The sequence below is a fragment of the Labilibacter marinus genome (assembly GCF_001659685.2).
Classification (GTDB): Bacteria; Bacteroidota; Bacteroidia; order Bacteroidales; family Marinilabiliaceae; genus Saccharicrinis; species Saccharicrinis marinus.
In genome coordinates this window covers 22,880-42,100 of sequence record NZ_LXYE02000061.1, presented here as the reverse complement: position 1 = coordinate 42,100, position 19,221 = coordinate 22,880, and the positions used below count along the sequence as shown (strand labels likewise).

At 34.5% G+C, this 19,221-nt stretch carries 14 protein-coding genes; 8 read left to right on the top strand and 6 right to left on the bottom strand.

From position 1 onward, the window contains the following. The first annotated feature begins 99 nt into the window (after window positions 1–99). The 6 genes from A8L32_RS22340 (at window position 100) to A8L32_RS22315 (ending at window position 7,784) form a co-directional block, all read left to right on the top strand. On the top strand, window positions 100–843 hold the full coding sequence (locus tag A8L32_RS22340) for a type III pantothenate kinase (protein WP_075591599.1): 744 nt from the start codon (window positions 100–102) through the stop codon (window positions 841–843). Continuing rightward, window positions 827–2,134: a porin family protein gene (locus A8L32_RS22335; protein ID WP_075591598.1), complete on the top strand. Its 1,308-nt coding sequence runs from the start codon at window positions 827–829 to the stop codon at window positions 2,132–2,134. The genes A8L32_RS22340 and A8L32_RS22335 overlap by 17 nt, the downstream gene beginning before the upstream one ends. 24 nt (window positions 2,135–2,158) lie before the next feature. After that, window positions 2,159–3,526 carry a tetratricopeptide repeat protein gene (locus A8L32_RS22330; RefSeq protein WP_075591597.1) on the top strand — a complete coding sequence of 456 codons (1,368 nt, stop codon included), beginning with the start codon at window positions 2,159–2,161 and terminating at the stop codon, window positions 3,524–3,526. 65 nt (window positions 3,527–3,591) lie between these two features. Next, entirely contained in the window at window positions 3,592–4,119 is a 528-nt protein-coding gene (lptC, locus tag A8L32_RS22325) for an LPS export ABC transporter periplasmic protein LptC (RefSeq protein WP_158027283.1), read from the top strand. 85 nt (window positions 4,120–4,204) lie between these two features. Then, entirely contained in the window at window positions 4,205–5,467 is a 1,263-nt protein-coding gene (locus tag A8L32_RS22320) for a hemolysin family protein (protein WP_075591595.1), read from the top strand. A 226-nt stretch (window positions 5,468–5,693) separates the two neighbouring features. Beyond that, a complete protein-coding gene (locus A8L32_RS22315; RefSeq protein WP_075591594.1) occupies window positions 5,694–7,784 on the top strand; it encodes a peptidylprolyl isomerase in 2,091 nt (696 codons plus the stop codon). Window positions 7,785–8,132: 348 nt separating this feature from the next. On the opposite strand, the gene A8L32_RS22310 is transcribed toward A8L32_RS22315, so the two are convergent. Both A8L32_RS22310 and A8L32_RS22305 read right to left on the bottom strand, forming a co-directional pair. Next, the gene (locus A8L32_RS22310; RefSeq protein ID WP_233145520.1) at window positions 8,133–11,609 is read right to left on the bottom strand and encodes a hypothetical protein; all 3,477 of its coding nucleotides are present in this window, start codon (window positions 11,607–11,609) and stop codon (window positions 8,133–8,135) included. A gap of 517 nt (window positions 11,610–12,126) precedes the next feature. After that, window positions 12,127–12,663, bottom strand: a complete 537-nt coding sequence (locus A8L32_RS22305) for a DUF4494 domain-containing protein (protein ID WP_075591592.1) — start codon at window positions 12,661–12,663, stop codon at window positions 12,127–12,129. Window positions 12,664–12,902: 239 nt separating this feature from the next. Here A8L32_RS22305 and A8L32_RS22300 point away from each other — a divergent pair, with 239 nt between their 5' ends. Next, window positions 12,903–13,142 (top strand): acyl carrier protein, encoded by a 240-nt coding sequence (locus A8L32_RS22300; RefSeq protein ID WP_075591591.1) that lies wholly within the window; start codon window positions 12,903–12,905, stop codon window positions 13,140–13,142. A 43-nt stretch (window positions 13,143–13,185) separates the two neighbouring features. Here A8L32_RS22300 and A8L32_RS22295 read toward each other — a convergent pair whose 3' ends face one another. The 4 genes from A8L32_RS22295 to A8L32_RS22280 form a co-directional block, all read right to left on the bottom strand. After that, entirely contained in the window at window positions 13,186–14,703 is a 1,518-nt protein-coding gene (locus tag A8L32_RS22295) for an STN and carboxypeptidase regulatory-like domain-containing protein (protein ID WP_075591590.1), read from the bottom strand. 43 nt (window positions 14,704–14,746) lie between these two features. Continuing rightward, the gene (locus tag A8L32_RS22290; RefSeq protein ID WP_143525202.1) at window positions 14,747–15,718 is read right to left on the bottom strand and encodes a FecR family protein; all 972 of its coding nucleotides are present in this window, start codon (window positions 15,716–15,718) and stop codon (window positions 14,747–14,749) included. Window positions 15,719–15,756: 38 nt separating this feature from the next. Further along, the gene (locus A8L32_RS22285; protein ID WP_075591588.1) at window positions 15,757–16,323 is read right to left on the bottom strand and encodes an RNA polymerase sigma-70 factor; all 567 of its coding nucleotides are present in this window, start codon (window positions 16,321–16,323) and stop codon (window positions 15,757–15,759) included. A gap of 68 nt (window positions 16,324–16,391) precedes the next feature. After that, window positions 16,392–17,975, bottom strand: coding sequence for an endonuclease/exonuclease/phosphatase family protein (locus A8L32_RS22280; protein WP_075591587.1), 1,584 nt, complete (start codon window positions 17,973–17,975; stop codon window positions 16,392–16,394). Between the two features lie 217 nt (window positions 17,976–18,192). Here A8L32_RS22280 and A8L32_RS22275 point away from each other — a divergent pair, with 217 nt between their 5' ends. Next, window positions 18,193–19,209, top strand: a complete 1,017-nt coding sequence (locus A8L32_RS22275; protein ID WP_075591586.1) for an SRPBCC family protein — start codon at window positions 18,193–18,195, stop codon at window positions 19,207–19,209. Window positions 19,210–19,221: the final 12 nt, after the last annotated feature.

Below are 19,221 nucleotides of genomic sequence, written 5' to 3'. Positions count from 1 at the left end.
CAAACAAATCTAATTTAAGGAATATTTAATCAATATACACGATTAATATTCAACACAATACACTCGTACAAAATAGTGCAACTCTTAAAATAAATAATCGTGAATTTAGTCATTGATGAGGGAAATACATTTACTAAGATTGGTGTTTTTGACAAGGGGGACTTGATTCATTCCGATTCTAGCAAAAATCCTGATAAAAGTCTTTTTTCTAAACTCCAACAGAGTTTTAGTATTGATCAACTCATCATTTCATCAGTTAAAACTGATTATACGAAAGTAAATGATGTTCTTGACAAATTTAACATTAGTAATATAAATACTTCGCATATCTTAAATGCATCTTCCTTTTTACCCATAAAAAATAATTACAAAACACCACACACCATGGGCAAGGATAGAATTGCAGCTCTGGTTGGTGGATTTAAATTATACCCAAGCACACCTCTTTTAATTATCGATTCAGGAACGGCTATTACGGTTGATTATTTAAATGAAAACGGAACATTTTTAGGAGGAAATATATCTCCAGGATTACAAACACGTTTTAATGCACTCCATCAAAATACGGAGAAGCTTCCTTTGCTAAATCAACATGATCATTCGCCATTTATGGGCTTATGTACGGACGAAGCGATCTGGTCGGGGGTGCAAAATGGTATATTATTTGAAGTAGAGGGCTACATTAATCACTTTAACGAACTGAATAACAGCACAAAAACTATTTTAACAGGTGGAGATGCATATTTTTTTGCCAAAAATCTAAAAAATCCCATCTTTGTACATCTTAATTTGGTACTAACCGGTTTAAATACAATATTAGAATATAATGCTAAAAATAAATAAATTAGCGCTTGTTGCGGTAACACTAATAACATTCAATTCGTTCTTTAACTTATCGGCTCAAGAAAGGACATATTCTCCTTTTTCTCGCTTTGGTTTAGGCGAAACTCAGAATATTGGTTATTCAGGAACAAGTGGAATGGCTAATACCGGTATAGGAATGAGATCTGCTTATGGTATCAACAACCAAAACGTTGCTTCTTTAACCGCATTAGATTCAATGTCTTTTTATTTTGATGGTGGATTTAGCTACTTTTGGCAAAGACAAGAAATTGGTGAATTAACACTTAAAAACAGTAATATAGTTTTTGATTATTTTGCCTTGGCTTTCTCTGTATCTCCCAAAATCTCTTCATCCGTAGGAATTAAACCACTAACCTCTAGCGGTTATAATTTTGTTATTATAGAAGATCAAGAAGATGGGACAGAATCCTATTCACAGATTACTGGTAATGGGAATTTAACAGCAGCATACTTAAGTCTAGCTTTTAAAGCCACAAAGAATTTATCATTAGGTGCTGATATTTCCTATGCCTTTGGTAATCTCAGAAACATTTCCAAGTCGAGCTTTGGAGGTTCTTCCAGTGGATTAAATCATGGTATCCTTAAGGAAACTAGAATTGCAAGTGTATTATACAACTTTGGTGCACAATATACTCGTGAGATAGGGGAAGAGAAGTCTATTACTTTTGGATTGACTTATCGCCCTAACATTAACCTAAAAGGAGACACCACATCTTACATTGCACGAGGAAGTGAATTTGGAGATGATAACAATTTATTCTATACACCTAGAGGAGTAGATACTTTACGTTACGATAATAATAAATTTGATAACGGAGAACTACAATATGCTTCAGCTATTGGCTTTGGTGTTTCATATGAGATAAAAGATAAACTAATCGTAGGTTTTGATTACAAAACTGAATTATGGTCTGATGCAGCTCATTTTGATGAATCATTTAGATATGTAAACAGTTCTAGTTACTCTGTAGGAGCTGAATATATTCCAGATGATAGATCGGCTGACAGCTACATATCCAGAATACGTTATCGCGGTGGTGCTTACTATAAAACAGATAATATTAATGTGTATGGCACCGATTATTACAATTATGGCATAACTTTTGGTGTAGGAATACCATTAAAGAGATCTAGAAGCTCAATCAACCTTTCCTTAGAATTAGGAACCAAAGAGGCCGTATACGATTTAAACTATAAGCAATCGTACGGTAGAGTAACTGCCAACTTTAGTTTGCACGAGCTTTGGTTCTACAAAAGACAATTTGATTAACAATTATTTTAAACCTATAACACCATGTCAAGAATTTTTACAAAGATTTTCATAACGGGATTGATCACTCTTATTGGTGCACAAGCATTTAGCCAAAAAGGAGTAGAAGACGGGTCGAAATACGGCCACGGAGAAGACAGTATTAGATGTCTTCAAAACTTATCATTATTCATTGAATACGCAAAACAAAAAAGTTATGCGGATGCTGTTGAGTCGTGGGAAATTGCCTACAACGAATGTCCGTTAGCAAGTTCAAAAATTTATACTGAAGGTATAAAAATTATGGATTGGCGTATTAAGCAAGAAAAGGACAAAGCAAAAAAAGACGAGCTTTTTGAGCAATTAATGGGTGTTTACGATACACGTATTAAGTACTTCGGTAATCATAGAAAGTATAACGAAAACTATATTCTTGGTCGTAAAGCAACAAAAATGCTTTATTACAAAAAGAAAGATAAAGAATATAGAAAGCAAGCTCAAGAGCTGTTCGATAAATCTATAGCAGGGCAAAAAGTTAAAAGTGAAATACCTGTACTAGCTGTTTGCATGACGAACACTGTTGCTATGTATAAAACAGGTGATGTTGATGCCGAGAAAGTTGTAACAACTTATTTATTGGTAAACGATTTATTAAACCAGCGCATCAAAGCTTCAACAAAAGAATCTACAACAAAGGTTTTAGTTGACGTTAAAGAAAATGTAGAGAGACTTTTTGCAACCAGTGGAGCAGCAGACTGTGAAACAATTGAAAAGATTTTCGGCCCTCAATTAGCAGAAAACAAAACTAACCACGACTGGTTAAAAATGGTTAACAAATTATTAGCACGTGCGGAATGTGAAGACGCTGCTTTATTATATGACGTTTCTTTAAGCCTTCATGACATTGAACCTTCTGCATCTTCTGCTTATGGTATTGCTATTACAAACTTAAAAAATGGTGATTTAGACAAAGCGAGTAAATTTTACTTAGAAGCTATCGACCTTGAAGATGATGCTAAATCAAAAGCAAAATACTATTACCAGTTAGGTTTAATTAGATCTACACAAGGTAAACTTTTTGAAGCAAGAACATTTGCTAAAGAAGCCATCGCTTTAAGAGTAGATTGGGGTGAGCCATACATCTTAATTGGTAACTTATATGCTACATCAGCTAAAAACTTTGGAACTAAAGAATTCGAGCACAAAACGGCATACTGGGTTGCAGTAGATATGTATTACAAAGCAAAACAAGTTGATCCTGCTATAGCAGATAAGGCAAACGAATTAATTGCTATTTACTCTAAGCACTTCCCTGGAACTGAAGAAATTTTCTTCGAAGGCTTAACCGTAGGAAACAGTTATTCTGTTGGTGGATGGATTGGCGCTAGCACAAAAGTTAGAGCAAAGAAATAATGACTATTTAAATGAAAATGACTTCATTTTTTAAAAATATCATCAAAAATAAAACTGCAATAGCTATGCTATTTGCAGTTTTATTTTTTACACTAGCCTGTACTTCAAATAAACCTGAAGAAATCAAAGCTATTGAAGCAAATCAAAATACTCCTTCATTAGAAAGAGTAGATTTTGAAACTTTCATTTCTGACTCTGGGAAGGTGCAGTATCATGTTACCACACCACTACTACTAAATTACGACAAAGCTGAAGAGCCATATCAGGAATATCCTAAAGGCGGTCATATTATCACTTACGACACAGCTCAAATAATTTCCTCAGAGATTAAATGCAAATATGCCATATACACGGAAAAAGCAGCTATATGGGATTTACGAAATAACGTAGAAGCTATTAACTCAGATGGGGTAATTTTTAATACAGAACAGTTATTCTGGGATCATAAAAATGGAGATATTTATACCGAGGAGTTTGTAAAAATAACTACCGAAGATGAAATTATTACGGGTTATGGTTTAACAGCCAAAGAAAATATGCGTAAATACAACTTGAAGAAAATGAGCGGCACCATTGGTATAGATGAAGAGTAGCCTCATTCTAAAAAAAAATCTCTATATTTTCACTCAAGTCCCTATTATTATTAATTTAGAAATATAATATCGAACCCATCATTTAATGGATCACTATACAGTAATTCTTCTTACTCTACTTTTTTCGGCATTCTTTTCAGGATGTGAGATGGCATTTATTTCTTCGAATAAACTGCTCATAGAGCTCAATAAAAAGAAGTTTCCATTTTTAAGTAAGGTTATCGATATATTTATTCAAAATGCAGGAATATTTATCTCAACTCTTCTTATAGGTAATAACATAGCACTAGTTGTATATGGTTTACAGATGGCGCAAATACTAGAACCGCTTATTGAGGTTTACATTACTTCTGCAACAGGCGTGCTACTAACCCAAACTGCACTATCCACTTTGCTTATTTTAGTTACGGCCGAGTTTTTGCCTAAGATTCTATTCCGAATTAACCCCATATTAGTTTTAAATATAGCGGCCTTACCACTATTGCTTTTCTATATAATATTTTACCCCATTTCAAAGCTAACGGTAACCTTAAGCAATTTATTGATGAATAAAGTGCTTAAAACACCCGTACAGACCACTCAAAATATAGTTTTAGGACGAATAGATTTAAGCAATCTAATATCACACCATCACGAAAAATTAGAAAATGATGATGATGTAGCGCAAGAGGTTAAATTGCTCAAAAACGCATTAGATTTCTCTAAAGTCAAGGTAAGAGAATGTATCATTCCCCGAACAGAGATATCAGCTATAGAGGTTAGCGAAGGGCTTGATGTGGTTAAACAAAGATTTATAGAAACGGGCTACTCAAAGATTTTAGTTTACAAAGACTCCATCGATAATATAATTGGATACATTCATGTTTCTGAACTCTTTAAAAAACCAAAGCAGCTTAAAAACGCCATTAATCCACTATCCATAGTGCCCGAAACAATGACAGCCAATAAGCTCCTAGAAGTTTTTACACAAGAGCACAGAAGTATAGCCCTTGTGGTAGATGAATTTGGCGGAACTGCCGGCATCGTTACAATGGAGGATATTTTAGAAGAAATATTTGGTGAGATTGATGATGAGCATGATGTTTCTGATTTAGTGGAGAAGCAAATTTCAGAAAGCGAGTTTGTATTTTCTGGTCGTGTTGAGATTGATTATATCAATGAAAAATATGATTTAGATTTACCCGAATCAGACAACTTTGAAACCATTGCTGGATATATTTTACATCACAATCAATCCATCCCTAAAAATGGAGAAGAAATTATTATAGATGACTATAAAATGAAGATTCAAGTTGCCTCTGACAATAGAATAGACTTGATAAATCTCTCCTTAATGGGTAATTCTTAATTTTTTCACGCAAAAGTGAAAATAAAACGCACCTACCCCTCACTCGAACCACCCTCTTATAAGCCTGTATAGCAACCACTTTCCATCATCCCATATGCACAAAAAATATGGTAGAAGGTTTTTTTTCTGAAATTGTTCATTAGGCCTGCTTCCACACACCGTGTTACCCTTTTTTTTGTATATTCGTAACCTAATTTTTGAGAACTTAAAATTAACAAACAATAGAATGGCAACATTAGAGAGAATTAGAAAAAAAGGTGGAGTCCTTGTCGCTTTTATGGTAGGTTTCGCCTTACTTGCTTTTATATTAACAGATTTCTTTAGTAATAAAGGAGGCGGTCAGCCAAGCAGCATGGAAGTTGGTGAAGTAAACGGAACCGTTATATCTTATGAAGCTCTTCAAAACGAAATTACCCAAGCCGAAGATTTCCGTAAATTAAGCTCAGGACAAACTAGCCTTGACGAGAACATGCAGTTCCAAATCAGAGAACAAGTATGGAATCAGATGGTGATGGACATTGTTATGGGAGAGAAATACGAGGAAACAGGTATTGAAGTAACCATGGACGAAGTGATTGATATGGCAACTGGAAAGAATCCACATCCTGGAATTCGCCAGATGTTTACAGATCCTCAAACAGGTATCTTTGACCAATCAGCGGTAATCAACTTTTTGAGAAACAGAAAGAATGATAGAAATGCTAACTTTTACTGGCACTTCTTACAAAAGTCTTTAGTTAGTGAAAAGCTAGGAACAAAGTACACTAACCTATTTCAAAAAGGTTTTTATGTAACTTCAAGTCAAGTAAACAGCGAAGCGAATGCTAAGCTAAGAAATGTAGACTTTGACTTTGTAGCTGTAAATTACAGTACTATTTCGGATAGCACAATTGAAGTATCAAACAGTGAAATCAATTCTTATTACAACGACAATAAGGATGATTACAAACAAGATGCAGAACGTACTATTCAGTATGTTACTTTCGTGGTAAACCCATCAGAAGAAGATAAGCAACTTGCGGAGAAATGGATTACTGATACAAAAACTGAGTTTTCAGCACCTGAAACGGATGCAGCACAGTTTGTAACTATGAACTCTGACATTCCTTATGTAGATCAAAATTTAAAAGCTGAAGATGTAAGAATCTCGTTAAAAAGCTTTGTTGAGACTGCAAAAGAAGGCGATGTATTTGGACCTTACTTTGAGGATGAGACTTACAAGTTAAGTCGTGTAGCAAGTATCAAGCAAATGCCTGATTCAGTTAAAGCACGTCACATCCTAATACAAGAGCAAGACCCTGCTAAAGGAAATGCTGTTGCGGATAGCCTAATGAGCTTAGTTAAAAAAGGTGGTGACTTTGCTAAAGTAGCAAGAGAAAACTCTAAAGACACTGGTTCTGCTATCAATGGAGGTGACTTAAACTGGTTTAAAGAAGGTGCTATGGTTAAACCTTTTAACGACGCTTGTTTCAATGGTAAAAAAGGCGATATCGTTAAGGTTCAAACACAATTTGGCATTCACATCATCGAAATTCAAGCTGTTGGTAAATTAGTGACTAAGTACAATATTGCTACACTTGGAAGAGAAGTTAAATACAGCTCTAAAACATATCAACAAATTTACTCGCAAGCCAATAAATTTGCAGCTACAAACAATACCGCTGATAAGTTTATTGAAGGTATTAAAACCGAGAACTTAACGCCTCGTTTTGCTACTTTAAGTGCTAATGATAGAAATGTAAATGGCTTAGAAAGCTCAAGAAGACTTGTACAATGGTCTTTTGAGGCTGGCGTTAACGATATGTCTCCTACTATTTACGAATTTGGAAACCAATTTGTAATTGCTGTAGTTACTGAAGCATCAGAAGAAGGATACCAAGATGTATCTTCAGCATCTGTTACTTCTACTATTAAAGAGATTTTAGCTAGAGATAAAAAAGCTGAGATCATCATGAAGAAGTTTAAAGACAATACAGCTAGCAGTCAAAGTTTATCTTCTTTAGCTCAAAAGATGAATAGTAACGTTCAGTCAGCTACAAATATTAACTTTGGTTCTTTCCAAGTTCCTGGAGCTGGTGTTGAGCCTGCTTTAGTTGCTTTAGCTTCATTAAGCGATGTAGATAAGATTTCTATCCCTGCTAAAGGAAGTAACGGCGTATATGTTGTAAAAGTAACTTCAGAGGCTATCAATGATACACCTGAGACAAATACAACAAAAACTCAGCTAGAGCAAAACAACAGCAGAAAATCATACAGCTTAACTCCTTCAATTCAAGAGAAGGCTGAGATTAAAGATGACAGATTAAAGTATTTCTAGAAAATACCTCTTACCATATAAACAACAAAGGCTATCGAAATTCGATAGCCTTTGTTGTTTATACAATTCCCTGCACAAGTGCTAGTTCTCTCTTAAATGCACCCTTATATAGATATTAGAGCTACAGCAATATATAAGAAGAATCCTAATCGTATTAAAACAAGCTGAGATAACATCACCTACTCTCCTCCTCCTTTTTCCTCGCTTCAACCATTACGAAATCAAACATCTCATAATACCTATACTAGTATCCACCTTATCTTTCGTTTCTCTATTTTAAGGTAAAATAATAGGAAACAAAAAAGGCAGCCTCAAGAGACTACCTTCCATATTATTGTGTAATTAAGATTACTTTCTATATAATGGATCCGCTCCAATAGTACCAGTAATATCTGCTACATAAGCATCAGACTTAACGTAAGCCAATCTATCTTTAGCTACATTAATTCTATTATCGATATCCATTTGCTCAACTAATAAAGCATTTTCTGACTTACCTGCAAAATCCTCTAAACTTGCTAATTGCTTAGCTGTAAACTTAAGCTCCTTAGTTTGTTTTAAAGCTAAACGCTCTTTATACCAATCACTATTGATAACAGTTTCGCGCTCAAAACACTTACGCAATTCAGGATCACTAATCTGCTTACCTTCGTACTCTCCATAAGCCATGATGCTTAAAAGAATTTTCAATGGAGGAATAGCTGCCTCAACAGAACCATCTTCGAAATATGCTAAAGCCACTTTCTTTTGTGCCTCTACAATATTATTGATTCCATCCACAAAGTCATCCATACCTTGAAGTTCAGGCTTAAGCATTTCATCATTAAATACAGCTTGTGGCTCATCAAACAGGCGGTTCATACATCTGAATGCAAAATTATCTGTAATTCTATAACCTAAACGACTTGCTAATACTTTCTGTCCTTCGTGCTCAAAGTCTTCTAACTTCTCCAAACATCCTGTTTCAATCAATAACTTAGGATCTCTATCCTCAGGTACTAAACGAGCCCAAATTTCAGGAATTAACAAACTGATATCATGATCGAATCTATCGTTACCCACATAACCTGCAGCCGAACTGAAACCTTGATACTCCGTTAAAATATACGAAAGCAAGGCGTTATTTAAATCGGAAGTAGGCGATAACATATTAAAAGGACCTTTTGTTAAAGCACCCTCAGAACCAGCCCCTGTTGTTGATGGAGATTTACCTGTTAAACTACAGATGAAATCCATAAATAACTCAGGTAACTCTTGATAGTGAATTGGGTTATAAACACTCAATGAACGTATACCAGCTTTTCTATCCGCAGGATTATTTCTACGCCCCGGTAACACAGCATTTACAGTTGTGATTACAGGTTCATTTTCCTTAATTCTTCTTCTTAAACGAACACCAACATCAGCTAAATAGCTATCCTCAGTTTCAACAGCATATCTATTTTTCTCCAGATAACGAGGGTTTTTAGTAGGACCATCAGCAACAACACGAGTGTGTGACGGAGTAACAAAATAACCATCCTTCTCACTTTCAGCTACCTTAAGAATTAAATCTTTTACAGGCTGCGTATATCTATCAAAACTCATCGCATCCTCAACTAATTCAATGGCATCAGCTTTACGCAATGGTTCATAGTTAGTTAAGAAAGTACCTGGCTGAACAATATCCAACTCAGCACCTACATCATATCCTCTAATTACAGCCTCATCTGGACGTTGGAATAGGTGACTCTCACAGTTCTTAGTAACTTTAACACTTGGGTTAGTATACTCAGGATTTAAGTGCTTAATTTTATCCGCAGGAAGGACAATGGATGCTGTAATATCATCTTCCATTTGAATTTTATGACTAGGCACAAAGTCAGAACGTAACTTATGTACTAACCAGTTCTCATCCTTACTAAATCCGATACGAACGTAAGAACCAATTACTGGGTTGTTTTTATACATTAAAGTAGTTCCTTGACGACCATTAACTACCTCAACAGTCATATAATCTTTCCAATTTCCATGCTCTTGATCATTCCTGTAAAGACGTTTTACAAAAAGAACTAAAGTACGAATGTGCTCTGGAATATTATTTAAGAATTCGTTGTACTCATCGTTATACTGATCAGAAGGCGTTAACAACTTAACGGCAGATCCTAAAGTACGTTTTGGACTTAAGAAGCTACGCGCATCGTGCTTTGCAGCCTTTGGATTGTGCTCTTTCCAACGATTAGAGTAATCTTTGTCGATAATTTTATCTGCTAATTTAAAGTCTTCCTCTAAGTTTTGGATATTAAAATTACCATACTTAATAGCATTCTGTAGAGACTTTGAAATCTCAGACTTACCTCCACCAGAAACCGTACATGGTTTATGACAGAACATCCCTTCTGCATTGGTATGAACAATTCTCCATAATGGCTGAGCAGGATGCTTCACCAACTGAAATTTATCTCCAGTAGGATGTACATATGTTTTTTCAGGAGAAAGTTTTAATGAAAACTCTTTGCCGTTATTATCCCAGCTAATAGAACTCTTTTGGATATCAATATCTGCATGCTCTGGTATATAAACAATAGATGGGTATTTCTTATCTATTGCATAACCTTCTGGCTTAACATCCGCTTTATTAGCAATTAAAGACATTGCCTCAGAAAAGTTATACTTATAATCGAACTTAGATGAGAAGTCTGATCCAAATACATTTTCACTCATGATACCACGAGGATAAGCTACAGCACCACCTGCATGCTCCTCTTCTACCAAACCATAAAGGTTAGCTGAGTATCCGATTTGTGTTTTAACCTCTTTTTTAGAGTATCCATAATAGTTGTCGGCAATTAAAGTAACCACAACACCACGATCATCTCTACAAGTTAATTTAAACGCTCCACCATCATTATATAATTCATCTTCTTTTTCATAGCACATACCGTCTTTCTTTTGACGCTCTGTTGCTTCAGAAATATGTGGAAGACCAACATCTTTTTTCTTTAACTTAATTAACTGAGGTGCTAAAATAACTGTACCTGTAGTACCAGTCCAGTGCTCTACATCTAAAGCAGCATCATTTTCAGCTAAGTTATGGTCACCTGCATTACCAAAAATATTCTCAACAAAGTCAAGATTACTAGCTAAACAACCAGGAGCAAAAAAGCGGATCTCCATACTTTTTTCCTCAATTACCCCTTCTACTTTAGGACAAACTACAGGGCGTAATAATAATGACAAAATCACTTCTGCTTGCTTATCTTGGTTAGATGTAAAAGGTAAAACCTTATATTCCTTTGGTGGATTTAATGCAGAATTTAATAAATGCGCAAAAGCAATCTTTGGCACTTCCTTTTTATCTAATGGCACAGGCATACCTCCCTCTACAATATGAAAAGTACCTTTTGTGGTTCTTTTATCATGAAGTGGGTTATTAAGAATACCTTGTTTTACTCTATGAGAGGTTACTAATTCATTCTTAAAGATATCTCCATTAGGAGGTAAACTAATTTCTCGTGCCATACCTTTTTGGTTCAGCACTAAAGTATTATTCGGAATACGAAGTGATTTATCAATTTTGACATCTTTCAGATAATCATCGATAAAGTCTTGTATTCTCGTATCTACCGGAGAAAGGTGGTCTGACAGCAATCTTGTTTTTTCTCTAAAGCTACTGATTAGCCCCTCTGTTAATTCTAAAAATTTAGTATTAGAGAGTTTTTTTTGAGCATCCGTTTCATCCTGAAACAAAGGTTGCCCAAGTGCAGCCAATTGAAGATTGATGTACTGGATCATATCTCTACGATCCTTCTTTGTCGGTTTTAAATTGAATACTTCCTCTTTCATTATCATTTGATTTATAAGTCTTCTTCTTTCTTTTGTCACTATTACACAACTCACTTTCCTTATTGCTCTAATAATAAGAACATAACAAAAGGAGTTAAATACATTTTTAAATAGCGCTTGCCAAAATTAATCAATTAAAGATATTTTTCTTCATTTAAGCACAAAATTATCCTACTCAATTAATGCTTTATTACTAAACACGCCTTAAAATCTACAATTTGAAATCTAAATAGGTTCAATAACATGTTTTCTTAAAAAATGTAAAGATTTAATTTAAGATTGCTATTTAAAACACAATCAAAAACATTAGGTATTTATGCTGTTTAATTACAACATAAAAGTAAAGTATAAATTTAAGTCATTTTTATGGTTTTGTGAATACCTAAAACATGGTATTTACATTAATAAATAATGAATTGAATATTATTAGCATTGAGTCTAATAAAAGAGGAAGTGAAAATAAAAAAGAGGATTCTACAAAGTAAAACCCTCTCAATAATTCGCTATAATTTAAATCTTATTCAAACGAAGCTTCTGGAGTCTCATCCACTACCGTTTTCTCTTCATTAGACTCATATTCAGACAATGGCGTTAAATGACCTGGAATAGCTTCATCCACCTCATCCTTAAAATAAGGAAATACATCCGCAATATTACTCTCAATAATGGCAACAATGTCATAATCCACCGTCATCCCACTCATCGACTCATCAATTCTTTCGTGAGCTTCTTTTAAGTCGTTTGCCAATACCAACATTTGGTTAGCCACTTTCTTTTCTTTTCCAGCTTCCTCATCAATAGTAACAAACATTACTTTGCACTTATACCATTTATCTCCATCATCATAAAAGAATAAATCGGTGTAATTGGCTTTTTTTATGGCAGGCACAGCAAACTCTCCCGAAACATATTGCTCCATTTCGGCATGAATTCTACTTTCCGCTTCGGTATATGAGACGGCATCAATTAAATAGGGCAGGTTAACTTTTTTCTGTTTTCCTGTTTGCTCGTCTATTTTTTCGTACTTCACTTTACATTCAAACCACGTATTCATTGCGATACTTTTTATATTATTTTCTGAGGGAAACAAAGATAATAGTGTTCATGCAATAAAAAATGATTCTTAAAACTTTCTTTTCACAAACACCACAAACACCTCTATCCCTGAGCGATACAATTATGCAATGGCAATTTTTGAACATTTTTAAATAAAATTCACTTTTTTATACGTGTTATTTCATAGGAGATTGTCATATATGCAGAATGTGCTTTAAAGCCAAATAATACAAAGTTATGAAGCAAGAAAGAATTAGAAGAAACTTATACAAAGTTTTAAGAAAAACAGGCGTGCCTAGAAATAAGATTGTGGAGGATGCAACATTAAAAGAAGAACTTTTAATGGATGAAATTGATGTAACTTGTTTTTTATTTCTATTGGAAACTAAGTTTGAACTAGAGATTCAAAATTCGGAATTAACGAAGTTATCTTCTGTTGGATCCACCATTGAATTTCTTCAAAAGCATTGTGCTTAATACCTAATGTCAGATTAAAAATAACGAGGAACCAAGCTTTACTTTAAGGCTTGGTTTTTTTTGGTATAGGTACCACGTTGATTTCTACAGCGGAGGATTTAAAAACCTTTTCCAGCTCTTCCTCGGGGCGAATTACATTGTAGTCCTTCCAAAACATAGGATCATAACCTATGATTTTATCCGCCAAAACAAAGTTGGTTTTGAATCTATCAGAATTCTTGATTCTTCTCCCCTCTCCATCTTGGGCATTGGTTATGAGTAATTCCGCTATGGCATGGTATTGTGATTTAATTTTCTTTCGTTTATCGTGCATATCAATGATCAGTTCTCCCTTTACACTATTTAATATCCACTTGCCTTTATACGGCCTATAATCAACCATATAACTAGTAAATATAGGATTTGATTTTACCTTTCGAGCGTGCTTTTGAATTAATATCTGATCACTATTCCTTAAGGTTCTTTTTGTCATTCTAAAGTCGGCTCTAATCAGAGCAAAGCTTTCTACGTCAATACTAAACTCTCCTTCGTAATATAAATCGCCCACTTCAAATATGGGTTTAAAGCCTACTTTGTATACCACTCTGTCATGCACAATTCCTTTTCCTTTATAAGTATAAAAGTAATTAGCATCATTATCAGCCGACATAAAATCAAGATGCTTCGCCACATCAAGTCCTGAAAACAAAGCAGGCCCACCAGCTAATTTTAAACGTGCTATAGAAACTCCTTTATTCTCCACTTTCTTTCGTCCTTTCACAAATCGAGCCTCTTCTATATCATAGGTCTTTAGGTAAGAACTTTTGTAGATATCTAAAACGGCTTCAGACACTTCAACGTACCTATCATCCTGCTTAATGGATTCTCTGAAAAACCCGGTTAAAAGCATAGACTCTGTAAAATAATTCTGATCTATATTCCGAATGAAATTTTTAACAATTTCATCCGGTCTAATAAAACGTACTTTAATTTCCTTAATTTGAATCGTTTCCTGTTTTAGTCTAACATTTAATACTGTATCGGCAAGTGGAACTTGAAATAATTCAGATCGATAACCAATTGCAGACATGTACAACTCCTCTCCAACATATTCTTTCGGAATCAAGAAAACATAATTTCCTTCCATATTAGTAGTTGTACCGATCGGCCGTCCTTTAACACTAATATTTACCAGTGGTATTTTCTGATAATTTTGCTGAGAAGTAACTTCACCACTAAGTGTTATATAATTCTTAACAGAAACATCTCGTTTATAAATAGATATAATTACCTGACGGTCTATCGATTGTAAACTTAAGTCCTTTTGCTGAAAAATATCATTCAGAACGGTGTCAAGAGCAGTTTCCGTAAAAGAAATGGTAATAACAGAATCTGTGCGAAGTATAGATGGGTCGTAGGAAAAATCTATTTCATATTGATGATGCAATGAATCTAATATAGCTCCAATTCCTAGGTTCTTATAATGTCCACTTACATTTTCATCTAAAACATCTTGTGCTTTACACAATTGTCCTAGACCAATTAAAACAATCAGATATAAGTAACGCAAATAAATTCCCATCCATTTTTAATTGAATACTAAAAGTAGCTAATAATTGTTTTACCTAATCCTTTTCTACTATTTTAAAATCTACATTATACGTTTTATCAAGTACATCTAAAATAAAGTCAATACTATTTTTATGAAATGTAGCCGATATCTCAGCACTGTCAAGCTTAAAGTTATCAGGAATATCAATTTCGACATTATAAACGTCCTCTAATAAAGAAATAGCATCCTTAAGGTTCTCCTTCTTAAAAGTAATATCTTTTGTTTTCCAAGCTAAATAATTATCTCCTTCACTCTTCATTTTAATCAAGGAATTATTTTTTACATTAAAAACAGCCTTATCGCCAGCTTCGAGTACCACAATGGGTTTATCTCCCATTTGAGAAAGAACCTGAACGACACCACTTTTAACGCTAACCTCTTTATATTCAGAATCGGCATATGCTTTAACATTAAAAGAAGTACCCACCACTTTCACTTGAATTTGGCCAGCATCAATTAAAAATGGTTTATTTTTATCCGCCGCAACATCAAAAAACGCTTCTCCGTCAAGCGTTACCATTCTAGTATTATCATTAAAAGTTTCAGGATATTGAATACTACTATGACGATTTAAATCAACCATAGAACCATCTGCTAAATTAACTTCCTCCTGATTATTCATAGTTTCATTAACAACTAAATGTTGAAGGGTAGCCGATTTTTCAAATGGGTTTAGAAACAAAGTAAAAGCAACAATTACAGAAGCAGCAACTGCTGAATACCACATTTTAGATACCATTTTTACTCGCCTAGTTTTTTGTTTGGTTTTACCTTTAACTTTTTCCCAAGCCAAGTCAATATTTACTTTTTCGGCGACTAAAGCATGATCCACCTGTCCTAGTTGTTCAACCAGCTGATCCCATTCTGCTTTATGCTCAGGAACCTTCGCCCACGCATCAAATTGCTCCATCTCACTCTTCGACGCTTCCCCAGAATGCACCCTAGCTGCCAACTCCCAATCTATATTTTGCTTCTTCTTCATCATACCTTGTATTTCTTTCAATCCGTCTGAAACCTCTTTTTTTATAAAAGAATATTATATACCTGCTTCTTTAATTCAAGTAAATTCTCCCTTAAAAACTTTAGAGCTTTGCCCATTTGAACCTCTACCGTTTTTGGCGAGATATTAAGCCTCTCCGCTATCTCTCTATATTTTAATCCTTCTAATCTATTTAGCTTAAATATCCGTTTTCTTTGTTCAGGTAACTGATTTATGGTTTCAGAAATTCTTTCCATAACTCCAGAATCGGAATAATTTACTTCCGCAATAACATCTTCGCTCGTAATGGTTTTCTTATAACTACGTTCGTGCTGCAATCTTTTTAGTTCGTTATGACAGCTATTTCTAACAGCAATCATTAAATAGGATTTTAAAGAGTTAATTTCGTATTTACTCCTCTTCTCCCATAACTTAACAAAAACGTTTTGCACGATACTTTCAGCTATATCTAAATCATGCATAAAACTATTGGCAAAAGCAGTCAGGCTGACATAATGCAGTCTAAACAACTCTTCAAAAGCGCTTTCGTCGCCTTGCTTTATGAGCCCAAAAAGATTTTCGGCACTATTATTTTTAAGTTTTGATAACATGCAATACTAAACGTTTAATATAGGACAATGTAAACATGTATTTACCCCTACCCTAAAATTACGTTTTTTTATTGCAATAGAAAAGTTACTAGAACTGCGGCATGATCTGAAGGGAATAATGCGGTAGTGCTATCAACGATAGCTGCATTGGTAGCCTTAATATGATTTCCTTTATAATAGATAAAATCGATTCTATCCTTATAGCCTTCTTTAAAAATAGGAGAATAAGTATTTCCACTCTTTTCTACTTCATTCGTCCATACTTCTCGGTAGGCATCTTTAAATCCTTTATTTTCAATTTTTTTGCTGGCCGGAAACGGAATTATTTTATTGTATTTATTGGCTTTATTTCTTTCAGTCCAATCAAGATGCGAACCACTGTTAAAATCTCCAGCAACAATAACGGAGGTCTTTTTTAATTCATTATTCAATTGATTGAGCTCACTTAAAATAAATGTCATTTCGTTACCACGAGAAGAATTTTCGAGTTTTAGAATGGTATCATTACTAACTGTTTCATTCATCAAAAGGCCTTTAATATTGGGCTTAAAGCTCAACCAAAGCGGACACATTATTACCGCATCATCTTCATTTAAAAGCACCTCAACACAACCTAAATTAATAGGTTTATACATGTTTAAATTTCTCCCTAAGGGAAACCTGCTCAAAAGGCATAGATTATGACTTCTTCTATAAAAATAATAATCTAGTTTATCTGCCAAATATTCACCAGACCCAAAACCTTCTTGCAAAGCAATAATATCCGCCTTATTTTCTTTGATACAGTGTGCAATTCTATCTAAACCCACTCTTTTACCTTGCTGTCTTCCGCCATTCCAAATATTCCAGGTCATTACTCTAATAGAATCGCTGGCCTGAGGAGGAGCACTCATTCGTTCTTTCTTTATACTCACAAAGTCCTGCTTAAACTGCTCATCAGATAACCTCTGCGACCAAACGCCTATCTCATCTAATTTACCATTAAAGGTATCCATCGTATAATCGAGCGAAGCAGGATTGCAACCAATAAATAAATTATAATCTGCATCAAAACCTTGAATCCCTGTTAAACTCATCACTCCAACCAATCTTCCATCAAAATAAGTACGGGCCACCTTCTCATTTTTGTCCATCATAAAACCAAGCTGATGCCACTTTCCATCATTTATTCTTTGGCGCACAGGCGTTGCTCGATAAACTTGATGTTCAAAACCATCAGAAACTTCTAATTGCCATGCTCCTTCATCTGTTGTAGATACCACCCAACCTTTTTCATCCTCTGTACCCACACCTTTGTTTCCAATGATTCCATATACTTCATTATCTCCTTCGGCTACATTTACCCACACAATTACGGCAAAAGCATTCTGCTGCTGTGGAATAAAATGCCCTTTGGTTTCTACCACAATTGGTTTTCTATAATAAGAAGTTCCCGTAAGGTTTAATGATGAATCCTTAATTCCTTTTGAATAAGACATGGTTTGATTACCATATATTTTAAAAGGCTCGATACCTGAAGACTCATTATTTCCATTAAAATTAAAATACAACAAAGGAACTGAAGGAACTTTATCTGATGGCTCAAGAAAATCGCAGGAAACAAGAGACAAACAAAATGCTACAATGCAAATAAATTTACGTAATAACTTCATAAATTATTTTAAGTGTGAGTTGTTTTTATTTGTTCGTTAAACGCACCATAAGGTTACAATATAAGAAATTGATTTTGATTACAAAGAGTATATTATCCACCAAACAGAAGCACAGCTGCGCCTATACCCCATTCAGATTTAAATTGACTTGGATGAAAATATTTACTATTTTGAACCTATCTTAATAATCACTTATAATTATTTAAAACCCTGTATAATGAAAAAGTTTTTAATTACTATAGTTGTAGTATTGATCGTTGCTCTTGGGTCTGCTGCTATATGGCTAGCTACACTTGATGGATCGTATGATGTTAAAAGATCCATTACCATCAACAAACCAAACGCCGAAGTTTTTAACCTGGTACAAGATTTTAACCAATGGAAAACATGGTCGCCATGGCTATGCATGGAGCCTGAAGCTGAAGTTAATATTTCTGGAAATGGTAAAAAGGTAGGTGACACCTATGCTTGGACAGGTGAATTAGTTGGTTCTGGAGAAATGAAACATGTTAAAATTGTGGATGGAAAATCAATTGATCAGGATATTGTATTTAAAGAACCGATGGAATCATCGTCATTTGTTTACTGGGAATTCAGCAATATTAACGACTCAACCACCGAAGTAACCTGGGGTATGAAAGGCGAAATGCCATTTATAGTAAGATTTATGGCTGAAATGATGGAGCCTATGATTGGGATGGATTACGAAAGAGGTCTTAAGATGATGAAAGAATTGGCCGAAAAAGGTTACGTTGCTTCTAAGGTTGAAATTATTGGAATTGTTGATGCCGAAGAAATCAAATACATGGGAGAAAGAACGGCTTGTAACATGGATGAAGTGGGTGACAACATGAAAAATTCTTTTAATAAGTTACATGAATATGCTGCTACCAACAACATTCAATACAACAAAGCACTAACAGTTTATCATGATTTTGATTTAATTAAGGGTAATTGCGATTATACCACAGCAATACCAGTAAAAGATACCACGGGCATTGCTAAACCTTATTATGGAGACATCTCGCCAGCCATAAAAGCGTTAAAGATTAGATTTACAGGAGATTACGAACACATTGGCAACGCCTGGGCTGCAGGAATGACTTATTCGAGAACCTACAAATTAAACGAAAGCAAAAAAATACCACCATACGAATTATACCTTACCAACCCAATGGAGGAAACAGATTCGAGAAAATGGGTGACTGAGGTTTATTTACCGATAAACGAATAATTTATTGATTGC